This is a genomic window from Enterobacter sp. JS8-1 (genome assembly GCF_049187015.1).
In the GTDB taxonomy this organism is placed as follows: domain Bacteria; phylum Pseudomonadota; class Gammaproteobacteria; order Enterobacterales; family Enterobacteriaceae; genus Enterobacter; species Enterobacter mori.
The window spans coordinates 3,485,501-3,498,864 of the sequence record NZ_CP185805.1 but is presented as its reverse complement, the minus strand read 5'-3'; the positions used below and the strand labels follow the sequence as shown (position 1 = coordinate 3,498,864).

At 62.1% G+C, this 13,364-nt stretch carries 11 protein-coding genes; 10 read left to right on the top strand and 1 reads right to left on the bottom strand.

Translation table 11 applies throughout. From position 1 onward, the window contains the following. The first annotated feature begins 8 nt into the window (after nucleotides 1–8). The 9 genes from iolD (at nucleotide 9) to iolB (ending at nucleotide 11,615) form a co-directional block, all read left to right on the top strand. A complete protein-coding gene (iolD, locus tag ACOQH0_RS16575; RefSeq protein WP_421510842.1) occupies nucleotides 9–1,934 on the top strand; it encodes a 3D-(3,5/4)-trihydroxycyclohexane-1,2-dione acylhydrolase (decyclizing) in 1,926 nt (641 codons plus the stop codon). Between the two features lie 302 nt (nucleotides 1,935–2,236). Next, complete coding sequence (gene iolG, locus ACOQH0_RS16570; RefSeq protein ID WP_421510841.1) at nucleotides 2,237–3,223, top strand: inositol 2-dehydrogenase; 987 nt, start codon at nucleotides 2,237–2,239, stop codon at nucleotides 3,221–3,223. Nucleotides 3,224–3,254: 31 nt separating this feature from the next. Next, entirely contained in the window at nucleotides 3,255–4,184 is a 930-nt protein-coding gene (locus ACOQH0_RS16565; RefSeq protein WP_064673752.1) for a sugar ABC transporter substrate-binding protein, read from the top strand. A gap of 48 nt (nucleotides 4,185–4,232) precedes the next feature. After that, entirely contained in the window at nucleotides 4,233–5,780 is a 1,548-nt protein-coding gene (locus tag ACOQH0_RS16560) for a sugar ABC transporter ATP-binding protein (protein WP_010433898.1), read from the top strand. An 11-nt stretch (nucleotides 5,781–5,791) separates the two neighbouring features. Further along, complete coding sequence (locus ACOQH0_RS16555) at nucleotides 5,792–6,820, top strand: ABC transporter permease (RefSeq protein WP_028014045.1); 1,029 nt, start codon at nucleotides 5,792–5,794, stop codon at nucleotides 6,818–6,820. An 8-nt stretch (nucleotides 6,821–6,828) separates the two neighbouring features. Then, complete coding sequence (locus ACOQH0_RS16550) at nucleotides 6,829–7,962, top strand: Gfo/Idh/MocA family protein (RefSeq protein WP_421510840.1); 1,134 nt, start codon at nucleotides 6,829–6,831, stop codon at nucleotides 7,960–7,962. A gap of 12 nt (nucleotides 7,963–7,974) precedes the next feature. Next, nucleotides 7,975–9,879 (top strand): bifunctional 5-dehydro-2-deoxygluconokinase/5-dehydro-2-deoxyphosphogluconate aldolase, encoded by a 1,905-nt coding sequence (locus ACOQH0_RS16545; protein WP_421510839.1) that lies wholly within the window; start codon nucleotides 7,975–7,977, stop codon nucleotides 9,877–9,879. Between the two features lie 11 nt (nucleotides 9,880–9,890). Next, nucleotides 9,891–10,781: a myo-inosose-2 dehydratase gene (gene iolE, locus ACOQH0_RS16540; RefSeq protein ID WP_421510838.1), complete on the top strand. Its 891-nt coding sequence runs from the start codon at nucleotides 9,891–9,893 to the stop codon at nucleotides 10,779–10,781. A gap of 9 nt (nucleotides 10,782–10,790) precedes the next feature. Then, a complete protein-coding gene (iolB, locus tag ACOQH0_RS16535) occupies nucleotides 10,791–11,615 on the top strand; it encodes a 5-deoxy-glucuronate isomerase (protein ID WP_421510837.1) in 825 nt (274 codons plus the stop codon). Here the strand turns inward: iolB and ACOQH0_RS16530 are convergent. Next, nucleotides 11,581–12,795, bottom strand: coding sequence for an MFS transporter (locus ACOQH0_RS16530; protein ID WP_421510836.1), 1,215 nt, complete (start codon nucleotides 12,793–12,795; stop codon nucleotides 11,581–11,583). The genes iolB and ACOQH0_RS16530 overlap by 35 nt on opposite strands. Nucleotides 12,796–12,911: 116 nt before the next feature. Here ACOQH0_RS16530 and ACOQH0_RS16525 point away from each other — a divergent pair, with 116 nt between their 5' ends. Further along, the gene (locus tag ACOQH0_RS16525) at nucleotides 12,912–13,355 is read left to right on the top strand and encodes a winged helix-turn-helix transcriptional regulator (RefSeq protein WP_421510835.1); all 444 of its coding nucleotides are present in this window, start codon (nucleotides 12,912–12,914) and stop codon (nucleotides 13,353–13,355) included. Nucleotides 13,356–13,364 lie beyond the last annotated feature (9 nt).

Genomic DNA, 13,364 nt, shown 5'->3' with positions numbered 1-13,364 from the left:
GAGGTTTTATGCAAACCGAACGTATGACCATGGCCCAGGCGCTGGTCCGGTTCCTGAATCAACAGTACGTCAGCGTGGATGGCAACGAAACGCCCTTCGTGGAGGGCGTCGCCACCATCTTTGGACACGGCAACGTGCTTGGTATCGGCCAGGCGCTGGAGCAGGACCCGGGCCATCTGCAGGTGATGCAGGGCTGCAACGAGCAGGGCATCGCCCATATGGCGACGGGATTCGCCAAACAGCACCGGCGTCAGCGTATTTTTGCCGTCACTTCCTCCGTCGGGCCGGGGGCCGCCAATATGGTGACCGCCGCGGCCACCGCCACGGCGAACCGCATCCCGCTGCTGCTGTTGCCGGGCGATATCTACGCCAGCCGCCAGCCGGACCCGGTACTGCAGCAGATCGAGCAGTATCACGACCTCAGCATCAGCACCAACGACTGCTTCCGCCCGGTCTCCCGCTACTGGGACCGTATCAATCGGCCGGAGCAGCTGATGAGCGCCATGCTAAGCGCGATGCGAACGCTTACTGACCCCGCCAATACCGGAGCGGTGACCATCTGCCTGCCGCAGGACGTGCAGGGTGAGGCCTGGGACTATCCGCTGAGCTTCTTCGCGCGTCGCGTGCACCACATCGAACGCCGTCCGCCTGACCCGCAGCGTCTGGCGCAGGCGCGGGCGCTAATCGCCCGCAAGCGTCGTCCGCTGGTGGTGTGCGGCGGCGGCGTGCGCTATTCCGGCGCGCATGAGGCGTTTCGCGAATTTGTCGAGACGCTGCGGCTGCCGTTTGCCGAAACCCAGGCCGGAAAGGGGGCGCTGGTAAGTGACCACCCACTTAACCTGGGCGGCGTAGGGGTGACGGGGGGAATGGCCGCCAACCAGCTCGCGCCACAGGCGGATTTAGTGATTGGCATCGGCACGCGCCTGACCGACTTTACCACAGGTTCGAAGGCGCTCTTTTCCCACCCGGACGTCGAATTTCTGCTGCTGAACGTGGCCGAGTTTGACGCCCTGAAGCTGGACGCGACCGCGCTGATTGCCGATGCCCAAATCGGGATCCAGGCATTAACCCACTTGCTCAAGGAGTATCGCAGCGGCTGGGGAGAGGCGATCGCCGAGGCGAAGTCCGCCTGGCGCGACGAGTGCCGTCGCCTGTGGGATCGCCAGTGGCGTCCTGACGACGCGCCGGAAGTGGCGGGGCACCTGGATGCGCAGCTGGTGGAGTACGGCGAGGCGCTCAACACCCGCCTGACCCAGACGCGGGTACTGGGGCTGATCAACCAGAATATTGAAGATAAAGCCATCGTGGTGGGCGCGGCCGGTTCGCTGCCGGGCGATTTACAGCGCCTCTGGCAGGTCAAAACGCCGGACAGCTATCACCTGGAATACGGCTACTCCTGCATGGGCTACGAGATTGCGGCGGCCATCGGCGCGAAGCTCGCCAGGCCAGAGCAGCCGGTGTACGCCATGGTGGGGGACGGCTCCTACATGATGTTGCACTCCGAACTGCAAACCGCCGTTCAGGAGGGGATTAAGGTCACCGTTCTGCTGTTTGATAACGCCAGCTTCGGCTGCATTAACAACCTGCAGATGGGGCACGGCATGGGCAGCTTTGGCACGGAAAATCGTCGGCGCAACCCGGAAACCGGGCGGCTTGACGGGCCGCTGGTGAAGGTCGACTTTGCGCAAAACGCGGAAAGTTACGGCTGTCGCGCATGGCGAGTGAACGATGAGCAAAGCCTGCTGGCGGCGCTGGAGGCGTCACGCGCGCATCCGGGCCCGACGCTGCTGGACATCAAGGTGCTACCGAAGACTATGACCCACGATTACGCCTCCTGGTGGCGAACCGGTGATGCGCAGGTGGCAGAGTCGTCTGCCGTGCGTGAGGCCGCTGAGCAAACGCAGGCGCAGGTGAAAAAAGCCCGGCAGTATTAAGTTTTCCTGCCGTAACGAAATTTTCATTTCATTTTTCTTTTTCCCCTCACCCTAACCCTCTCCCACTGGGAGAGGGGATAGTTCAGTGCGGTTTTTCCTCCCTCCCCCTGAGGGAGAGGTCCGGGGTGAGGGGAAGATGTCCTCCCTCCCATGTTGTGAGATTGATAACAAAATTTATCTCATTCATCTCAAAAGTGTTAACCCGCACTCAAAAACATAATTTTCACTATTTATAAAAATGAAATAAATGTTTTATTTATAGGGTCGTTAGTTCACAGCATTCACCAACACCGGGAGCCGTTATGTTTAACATTGCTTTACTGGGCGCTGGCCGAATTGGCCAGGTACATGCAGCTAACATCGCCAGCCACGGTGCGACCACGCTCTGGTCCGTGGTTGACCCGAATCAGGAATTTGCCACCCGTCTCGCCGCGCAGTATCAGGCCCGCCAGCAGAGCCTGGATGAGGCGATGACCGACCCTAACGTTCATGCCGTGCTAATCGCCTCTGCGACCGATACCCACGCGGATCTGATTGAAATGGCCGCCCGCCACGGCAAAGCCATCTTCTGCGAAAAGCCGGTACACCTCGACCTTGCCCGCGTGCGCGACTGCCTGAAAGTGGTCAAAGAGTACGACGTGCCGCTGTTCATCGGCTTTAACCGCCGCTTTGACCCGCAGTTCCGCCGCGTGAAAACCGATGCCCAGGCTGGGCGCATCGGCAAACCGGAATCGCTGCTGATCATCTCCCGCGACCCGTCTCCGCCGCCTGCTGAGTACGTGAGCGTTTCCGGCGGCATGTTCCGCGATATGACCATTCATGACTTTGACATGGCGCGCTTCATCATGGGTGAAGAGCCGGTGTCGGTGTATGCCCAGGGCAGTAATCTGGTGGATCCGGCGATTGGCGAGGCGGGGGATATCGATACCGCGTTTATCGTTCTGAAATACGCCTCCGGCGCGATGGCGACCATCGTTAACAGCCGCCGTTCATCTTACGGCTACGACCAGCGCCTGGAGCTGCACGGCTCCGAAGGGCTGCTGTGCGCGGGCAACATTCTTGAAAACCAGGTGCAGCACTACGGCAAACAGGGCTGCACCAGCGCGCTGCCGGAACACTTCTTCCTGCAGCGCTACAAATCCGCTTACGCCGCGGAATGGGAACACTTTGTTGCGGTCCTGCGCGGCGAAGCGGTGCCTGACTGCAGCGGCGATGATGGTGAACGTGCGCTGTACCTTGCGGATAAAGCGCTGGAGTCACTGCGTAGCCAGCGCGAGATCGTCCTCTAAACACAACAACCCTACACAGAGAGACATAATAATGAAAAAACTGATCGTAGCCGCCCTCATCGCCATGACGTCCGGGGCCGCCCTCGCCGAAAACGAGCAAATTGTTTTCAGTACGCCAAACCTGGCCATGCCGTTTGAAGTTCACATGCAGCGCACGGCGGTGAAAGCCGCAAAAGAGATGGGCGTGAAGCTTCAGGTGCTGGACGGGCAGGGCAGCTCACCGAAGCAGGTGGCTGACCTGGAAAACGCCATTACCCGCGGGGCGCAGGGCTTTATCGTCTCCCCAAACGACGTGAACGCGGTCTCCAGCGCGGTGGATGAAATTCAGGATGCGAAGCTGCCGATCGTCACCCTTGACCGCTCCGTCGACAGCCAGAAGAAAGTGCCGCACTTCGGTGCCAACAACTACAAGGGTGGCCAGGCGATTGGCGACTTCGTCAAAACCAAATTCCCCAACGGCGCGGACATCATTCTCCTCACCGGCCAGCCGGGCTCTTCCTCCAATATTGAACGCACCAAAGGGATCCGCGACAGCCTGAAGGCGGGCGGGGATAAGTACAAGATCGTCGCCGATCAGACCGGGAACTGGATGCGTTCTGAAGGAATGCGCATTGTTGAAAGCGTGCTGCCTTCGCTGCCGAAACGCCCGCAGGTGATCCTCTCCGCCAACGACGATATGGCGCTGGGCGCGATTGAAGCACTGCAGAGCCAGGGCGTGAAGCCGGGCGAAATTCTGGTCACCGGCTTTGATGCGGTACCGGAAGCGCTGGCCCGCGTGCGCGACGGCTGGCTGGCGGTAACGGCGGATCAGCGCCCGGGCTTTGCGGTGCAGACCGCGATGAGCCAGCTGGTGGCCAACGTGCGTGAGAAGAAAGCCATCACCGGGGCCGATTACCCGCCGACGCTGATCACCAAAGAGAACCTGCAGCAGGCTGAGCGTATCGGTGAGGCCGGTAACTAATATGTCCCGAGCCGCCTTTGGCGGCTCATCATGAGGAGGAGCAGACTGATGTCGCAACCCTTACTGAAAGTGACCGACCTGGCAAAAAGCTTTTCCGGCGTCTGGGCGCTGAGCAGCGCGCAGCTGACCGTCGGCAGCGGAGAAATTCACGCCCTGCTGGGGGAAAACGGGGCGGGGAAATCCACGCTGCTGAAGGCGCTCGCGGGCGCGCAGCCGCAAACGCGCGGGGATATCTGGTTCAACGGCGAAACGCTGCCGGTGGACGACTCCCCGGTGGAGCGCCAGAACAAGGGCATTATTACCATCTATCAGGAATTCAACCTGCTGCCCAACATGACCGTTGCGGAAAACATGTTTCTCGGGCGCGAGCCGCGCAAGCGTAACCTGATCGTCGACGAAAAGGCGGTCAACCAGGAGGCGCAGGTCATTCTCGATTACCTGCAGCTGAACGTCGCGCCGACCACGCCTGTCGCCCGCCTGAGCGTCGCCCAGCAGCAGATGGTGGAGATCGCCCGGGCGCTGACCCTCAACGCCCGGTTAATCATTATGGACGAACCGTCCGCCGCGCTGAGCGACAGCGAGGTGGAAAGCCTGCACCGCGTGGTGCGGGAGCTTAAAAACCGCGGCGTGAGCATTATTTACGTTACCCACCGTCTGCATGAAGTTTTCCAGCTCTGCGATCGCTTCACCGTTTTCCAGGACGGCCGTTTCACCGGCACCGGCGCGGTGGCGGAGACCAACGTAGAACAGCTGATCCGCCTGATGGTCGGACGCGACGTGGCCTTTAACCGTCGTCCCGCCAGCGAAACCCATCATGAAGACAAACCCGTCCGTCTGGCGGTGAAGGGACTGAGCCGCGAAAAGCCGCCGCTGGATCCGCACGGCATCGCCCTGCACGACATCAGCTTCCACGTCCACGCCGGGGAGGTGCTGGGCATTGCCGGGCTGGTGGGCGCGGGACGTACCGAAGTGGCCCGCTGCCTGTTTGGCGCTGATGCGTTTACCTCGGGGAGCTTTGAGCTGGACGGCGTGCCGTACCAGCCGCGCGACCCGCTGTATGCCCTCGACCACGGTGTGGCGCTGGTGCCGGAAGATCGTAAAAAAGAGGGGGCGGTGCTGGGGCTGTCGATTCGCGACAACCTGTCGCTCTCCTGTCTCTCCTCGCTGCTGCAGTGGCGCTGGTTTGTGAACACCCGCAAAGAGGACGATCTGATTGAGTCCTACCGCCAGGCGCTGCAGATCAAAATGGTCAACAGCGCGCAGGAGGTGCGCAAGCTCTCCGGCGGCAACCAGCAAAAAGTGATCCTCGCGCGCTGCATGGCGCTCAATCCACGGGTGCTGATCGTCGATGAGCCGACGCGCGGCATCGACGTGGGGACCAAATCGGAAGTGCACCAGGTGCTGTTTGACATGGCGAAAAAGGGCGTGGCGGTGATCGTGATCTCCTCCGATCTGCCTGAAGTGATGGCGGTGTCTGACCGGATCATCACCCTCAGCGAAGGCCGGGTGACCGGCGTGATCCACGGTGACGACGCTAACGAAGAACGGCTGATGACGATGATGGCCATCAACCACAACGCCCTGAACGCGGCATAACGGAGTTTCTCATGACGCAGATGATTTCTAAAACGCAGGCCCCGGTCAAACGCGCCGGACGCATCGATCCCATCGCCTTCTTCGAGCGCTTCGGGGTGCTGATTTTCATGATCCTGCTGCTGATCTTCTTCCAGTCGCAGAACAGCAACTTTTTCTCTGAACGCAATATTTTCAACATCCTGACCGAAGTGTCTATCTACGGGATCATGGCCGTGGGGATGACCTTTGTCATTCTGACCGCCGGGATCGACCTCTCCGTGGGCTCCATTCTGGCGGTGTGCGCCATGACCGCGGCGTACGTGATCAAAGGCGACAACTTTACCACCGTCGACCCGAACGCCTGGGGCGGCATGAGTTGGCTGATTGGGCTGGGGATTTGTCTGGCCATGGGCACGGCGATTGGCTTCCTGCACGGTCTGGGCGTCACCCGCCTGCGTCTGCCGCCGTTTATCGTCACCCTCGGTGGGATGACCATCTGGCGCGGCCTGACGCTGGTGATTAACGACGGTGCGCCGATTGCCGGTTTCGACCCTGGCTACCGTTGGTGGGGACGCGGGGAGCTGCTCGGCATCTCTATTCCGATCTGGATCTTCGCCATCGTCGCCGTCGGCGGCTATCTGGCGCTGCATAAAACCCGCTGGGGCCGCTTCGTCTACGCCATCGGCGGCAACCCTGAAGCGGCGCGCCTGGCGGGGGTCAACGTCAAGCGCGTGCTGGTCAGCGTCTACGTGTTGATTGGCTGTCTGGCGGGGCTGGCGGGCTTCATTCTGAGCGCGCGTCTGGGGAGCGCCGAGGCGGTCGCCGGGATCTCCTTTGAGCTGCGCGTCATCGCCTCGGTGGTGATTGGCGGCACCTCGCTGATGGGCGGCTACGGGCGCATCGGCGGCACCATTATCGGCTCCATCATCATGGGCATTCTGATTAACGGCCTGGTGCTGATGAACGTCTCGGCCTACTACCAGCAAATTATCACCGGATTAATTATCGTTCTGGCGGTGGCATTCGATACCTATGCCAAAAGCCGTCGCGGCGCACTGTGAGGATCACGATGAAAGAGGTTCGTATTGGATTGATTGGTACCGGGTATATCGGCAAGGCGCACGCTATCGCCTATGCCCAGGCCCCGACGGTGTTCAACCTGCGCGGCAAGCTGGTGCGCGAGATGGTAGCCGAGGTAAACCCGACGCTGGCGGCAGAGCGTGCGCAGGCGTTTGGCTTTAACCGCTCAACCGGAGACTGGCGGGCGCTGGTGGCCGACCCGGCCATTGACGTGGTGGATATTTGTTCACCTAACCACCTGCATAAAGAGATGGCGCTGGAGGCTATTCGCCACGGCAAGCACGTGTACTCGGAGAAGCCGCTGGCGCTGAATGCCCACGACGCGCGCGAGATGGTCGACGCCGCGAAGCGGGCCGGGGTGAAAACCCTGGTGGGGTTCAACTACATGAAGAACCCGACGGCGCAGCTGGCGAAGGAGATTATCGCCCGCGGCGAGATTGGCGAGGTGATCCACTTCTACGGCACCCACAACGAAGACTACATGGCCGACCCGCTATCGCCCATTCACTGGCACTGCTTTAAAGAGACCGCCGGGCTGGGGGCGCTGGGCGACCTCGCGGCGCATATCGTCAATATGGCCCAGTACCTGGTGGGGGAGATTGAGCAGGTCTGCGGCGACCTGAAGATCGTGGTCCCGGAACGCCCGGCCAAGGCCGGATCGTCGGAGATGATTGCCGTCGAAAACGAGGATCAGGCCCACGCGATAGTGCGTTTTGCGGGCGGGGCGCAGGGCGTTATTGAAACCTCCCGCGTCGCCTGCGGCCGCAAGATGGGGCTGTCGTACGTCATTACCGGAACGAAAGGCGCCATCAGCTTCACCCAGGAGCGCATGGCCGAGCTGAAGCTCTATCTGCATGACGATCCGGTGAACCGTCAGGGGTTCCGCACGCTGCTCGTCGGTCCGGCGCACCCGGACTACGCCGTGTTCTGCATGGGCGCCGGCCACGGGATTGGCTTTAACGATCAAAAAACGGTGGAGGTGCGCGACCTGGTGGACGGGATTGCCGCCGACGCGCCGATGTGGCCGGACTTCGAAGAGGGCTGGAAGGTGTCGCGCGTGCTGGACGCGATTGCACTCTCGCACCGGGAAGGCCGCTGGCTGAACGTGAACGACATTGTCTGATGAGGTATCAACGTGGAAAAGCAGTTTGATGTGATATGCATGGGCCGCGTGGCGGTAGACCTCTACAGTCAGCAAATTGGCGCCCGACTGGAGGATGCATCGAGCTTCGCCAAATATCTCGGCGGCTCGTCCGGCAACGTGGCGTACGGCACCGCGCGTCAGGGTTTACGTTCGTCGATGCTGGCGCGCGTCGGCGATGAACATATGGGCCGCTTCCTGCGGGAAGAGCTCAACCAGGTGGGCTGCGATACCAGTCATCTGATTACCGATAAACAACGCCTCACGGCGCTGGTGCTACTCGGCATTAAAGACCGGGACACCTTTCCTCTGATTTTTTATCGCGATAACTGCGCGGATATGGCGATTACCGCCAGCGATGTCGACGAAAGTTACATTGCCTCCGCACGTTGTCTTGCCATCACCGGGACGCATCTTTCTCATCCGCAGACCCGCGAGGCGGTGCTGACGGCGCTGGGCTATGCCCGCCGCCACGGCGTGCGCACGGTGCTGGACATCGATTATCGTCCGGTGCTGTGGGGGCTGACCGCCTTAGGCGACGGCGAAACGCGCTTTATCGCCGCCGATAAGGTCACCCGCGAGCTGCAGGAGGTGCTGCACCTCTTCGACGTCATTGTCGGCACCGAAGAGGAGTTCCACATTGCGGGTGGCAGCACGGATACCCTGCAGGCGCTGGGGCAGGTGCGCGCCGTCAGTGACGCAGCGCTGGTTTGCAAACGCGGTGCGCTCGGCTGTTCGGTCTATACCGACGCCATTCCGCCCCGGCTGGACGATGGCCTGACGGTGACCGGCGTGCGCGTGGAGGTGCTGAACGTCCTCGGCGCGGGGGACGCGTTTATGTCTGGCCTGCTGCGCGGCTACCTGAACGATGAGGGCTGGGAGCAGGCGTGCCGCTACGCCAACGCCTGCGGCGCGCTGGTGGTGTCGCGCCACGGCTGCGCCCCGGCGATGCCGAGCAAAATCGAGCTGGATGATTATCTCTCTCGTGCCGCGAATGTGCCGCGCCCGGATCTTGACCCGCATCTTAACCATCTCCACCGCGTCACCACCCGCCGCCGCGAGTGGCCGGAGCTGTGCGTGATGGCCTTCGACCACCGCAGCCAGCTTGAGGATATGGCGATGCAGTGCGGCGCGTCGCTTAAGCGCATTCCGGCGCTGAAGCAGCTGATCCTGCAGGCCAGCCGCGAGGCGGCGAGCCGCGCCGGGCTGGAAGGCAAAGCCGGTCTGCTGTGCGACGGCACCTTCGGTCAGGACGCGCTGAACACGATCACCGGGGAAGGGTGGTGGATTGGTCGCCCCATCGAGCTGCCGGGCTCGCGGCCGCTGGAGATGGAGCATGGCAACATCGGCACCCAGCTTATCAGCTGGCCGCAGGAGCACGTGGTGAAGTGCCTGGTCTTCTTCCACCCGGAAGATGCCCACGGTCTGCGCCTGGAGCAGGAGCAGAAAATTGCCGAGGTGTACCACGCCTGCTGCCAGTCCGGGCACGAGCTGCTGCTGGAGGTGATCCTGCCCGCCAGCATGCCGCGCAGCGACGAGCTCTACCTGCGCGCCATCTCCCGCTTCTACAACCTCGGCATTTACCCGGACTGGTGGAAGCTGCCGCCGCTCTCCGCCGACGGCTGGACGGCGCTGAGCGAGATTGTCGAACGCCGGGACCCGCACTGCCGCGGGGTGGTGATCCTCGGCCTGGACGCTCCGGCGGAACAGTTGCGCGCCGACTTTAAAGCCGCAGCGGGGCAGACGCTGGTGAAAGGCTTCGCCGTAGGGCGCACGCTGTTTGGCGATGCCTCCCGCGCGTGGCTGAAACACGATATTGACGATGCGCAGCTGGTGGCACGCATCCGGGACAACTACCTGCAGCTTATCGCCTGGTGGCGCGAGCGCGGACACGCATAATGGAGACGACAATGAGTGTGCAATTAGGCATTAACCCGCTGACGTGGACGAACGACGATCTGCCTTCACTCGGCGCGGAGACGTCGCTGGAGACCTGTCTGAGCGAAGGAAAAGAGGCCGGTTTCGCCGGTTTCGAACTGGGTAACAAATTCCCGCGCGAAGCACGCCTGCTCGGCCCGATTTTGCAGCGTCACGACCTGCAGCTGGTCTCCGGCTGGTACTCCGGCCGCCTGCTGGAGCGCAGCGTGGAGGAGGAGATCGCCGCCGTGCAGTCGCACCTGACGCTGCTGCGCGAGCTGGGGGCGAAGGTGCTGGTCTTTGCGGAAGTGAGCGGCTGCATTCACGGCGAGCAGCAGACCCCGGTGCATCTGCGCCCGCGCTTCCCGCAGGCGCGCTGGAAGGAGTACGGCGAGAGGCTCACCGAATTTGCCCGCTATACGCAGCAGCAGGGCGTGCAGATTGCCTACCATCACCATATGGGCACGGTGATTGAGTCCGCCGACGACGTGGATAACCTGATGATCCATACCGGGGAGGAGGTTGGATTGCTGTTGGATACCGGCCATCTGACCTTTGCCGGGGCCGATCCGCTGGCGGTGGCGCAGCGCTGGGCGTCGCGCATCAACCACGTCCACTGCAAAGACGTGCGTGCCGACGTGCTGGCGGACGTGAAAAATCGCAAAACCAGCTTCCTCGATGCGGTGCTGAGCGGCGTGTTTACCGTGCCGGGCGATGGCAGCGTCGATTACCCGCCGATTATGCGGCTGCTGAAGGCGCAGGACTATCACGGCTGGCTGGTGGTGGAGGCCGAGCAGGATCCGGCGATTGCTCATCCGCTGACCTACGCCCGTCTGGGGTACAGCAACCTGAGCCGCCTGGCCCGCGATGCCGGACTGATTTGAGGAGGGGACATGTCACGTCTGTTATCACGCTGGCAACAGCCGAACGGTGAGGGGCGGACCCAGTCCGTCACGCCGGAGCGCGCCGGCTGGGGATATGTTGGCTTTGAGGCATATGAGCTGCAGGAGGGGCAGCAGCTGACGCTGCCCGCCGTCAGCGAAGAGCGCTGCCTGGTGCTGGTCGCCGGACGCGCCTCCATCAGCACGCCTTCCGCGCAGTTTAACGACATCGGCGAGCGGATGAGCCCGTTCGAGCGCATCAAGCCGTGGGCGGTTTACGTCACCCCGCAGGAGACGGTCCAGGTGAAGGCGCTGACGAAGCTGGAGCTGGCGGTCTGCGCCGCCCCCGGCAAAGGCACGTACCCTACGCGGCTGATTGCCCCGCAGGATATCGACGGTGAGGCGCGCGGCAAGGGCAACAACCAGCGCTACGTGCACAACATTCTGCCGGAAGACAAACCCGCCGACAGCCTGCTGGTGGTGGAGGTGTGGACCAGTGAAGGCTGCACCAGCTCGTATCCGAGCCATAAGCACGACACGGATAATCCGCCGCAGGAGACCTACCTGGAGGAGACCTACTACCATCGCCTCAACCCGGAGCAGGGGTTCTGCATGCAGCGCGTTTACACCGATGACCGAACGCTGGATGAGTGTATGGCGGTCTACAACCGCGATGTGGTCATGGTGCCGAAGGGCTACCATCCGGTGGCGACGATGGCCGGGTATGACAGCTATTACCTCAACGTAATGGCCGGGCCGGTGCGCAAATGGATGTTCACCTGGGAGGAGGACCACGCGTGGATTAATCGCGATTATCCCGCGGAGAGTGGGGGCTAGCACGGGTTAGCCACCAGAATACCAGCGCCAGCAGGCTGACCGAGGCGCCAAGCAGGCAGACGCCCGGCCAGCCGGCAAAGGCATACGTCATCGTCGTGCCGAGCGCGCCGAGCCCGCTGCCGACGGCATAAAACAGCATGTAAAGCCCGACCAGCCGGCTGTGTGCCTCGGGGCGGGAGCGAAAAATCATGCTCTGGTTGGTGACGTGCAGCGCCTGTCCCCCCAAATCGAGCAGTATGATGCCGATAACCAGGATCCCGAGTGAACGGTCCATCAGCGACAAGGGCCACCATGCTAACAGCAGAATCACCAGCGCCGCCGCGCTGGTGCGTTGTGCATATCCCCGATCGGCCCAGCGTCCTGCCCGACCTGCCGCCAGCGCCCCCACCGCGCCTGCCAGTCCAAACGCGCCAATTACGGTATGCGAGAAGCTGAAGGGCGGGGCGCTCAGCGGCAGCACCAGCGCGCTCCAGAAGATATTGAACGACGCAAACATCAGCAGCGCCAGCACGCCGCGTATTTGCAGCACTTTTTCCTGTCGCAACAGCGTCAGCATCGAGCCAATCAGGAGCGGGTAGCTCATCGTGGCCGGGACGGCTGGCAGGATGGGGAGCCTCCACCACAGTGGTAACGCAGTAATGAGCATCAGCGCGGCGGCACACAGATAAACCCCGCGCCAGCCCGCGATATCGCTGATGCCGCCAGCAAAGACGCGCGCGAGCAGTAGACCCATGAACACGCCGCCCTGTGCCGCGCCGACAACGCGGCCTTGTTCATGCGGCGACGCGGCGCTGGCAGCATAGGCGATCAGCCCCTGCGTCATTGCCGTACCCAGCATGCCGGTCGCAAGCATACCGGCCAGCAGCGCTGAGGTGGTTTGCGCCAGGCCGACCGAGGCCAGGGCGACCACCAGAGCAACAAGCTGGAGTGCCATCAGGCGTCGGCGATCCACTTTATCGCCCAGGGGAACGACAAACAGCAGGGCCAGCGCGCAGCCAATCTGCGTGGTGGTGACCACTCCGCCGACAGTCGCAGGGCTGATGCCGAAGTCTCCGGCCAGCGCGTTAAGCAGGGGCTGCGCATAATAGACGTTTGCCACGCTTAAGCCGCTGGCGGTGGCAAACAGCCAGACCACGCTGCGGGGCATGTCGGCTGAAAGTGGGGCTGATGTCAGTGACATGTTTAACATTCCTCGCCTGAGTTAACCTGGTTTTAAAATGAAACTGGTTGAATGCTAGGCTATGTAGTTTTAAAATGCAACTAGTTGTGGGTTGGCCTTTGCGAGGAAAAGACGAGATGTCCCAAAAAATGGTTAAAGAGGACTATTGTCCCGTTGCCCGCAGCGTTGAGGCGATCGGGGAGCGCTGGTCGCTGCTTATTGTGCGTAATGCGTTTGACGGCATGACGCGCTTCGGGGATTTTCAGCGAAGCCTAGGGGTAGCGCGCAACATCCTTTCTGATCGGCTGCGCAAGCTGGTAGATGCGGACATCCTGACGTTACAGGGGGCATCAGACGGTACGGCGTATCAGGAATATGTCCTGACCGATAAAGGTGAGAGTCTTTTCCCCGTGGTCGTGGCGCTGCGTCAGTGGGGAGAACAGCATCTGTTTGCGCAGGGCGAGCGCCACTCACTGCTGGTCGACAGGCGAACGGGCAAGCCGGTTCCCTTTATGGCGCCAGCAGCGCAGGACGGCACTGCGCTGCTGCCTGGGGATACGGAAGTGCAGAAAGTCGAATGAGCCGCCGCG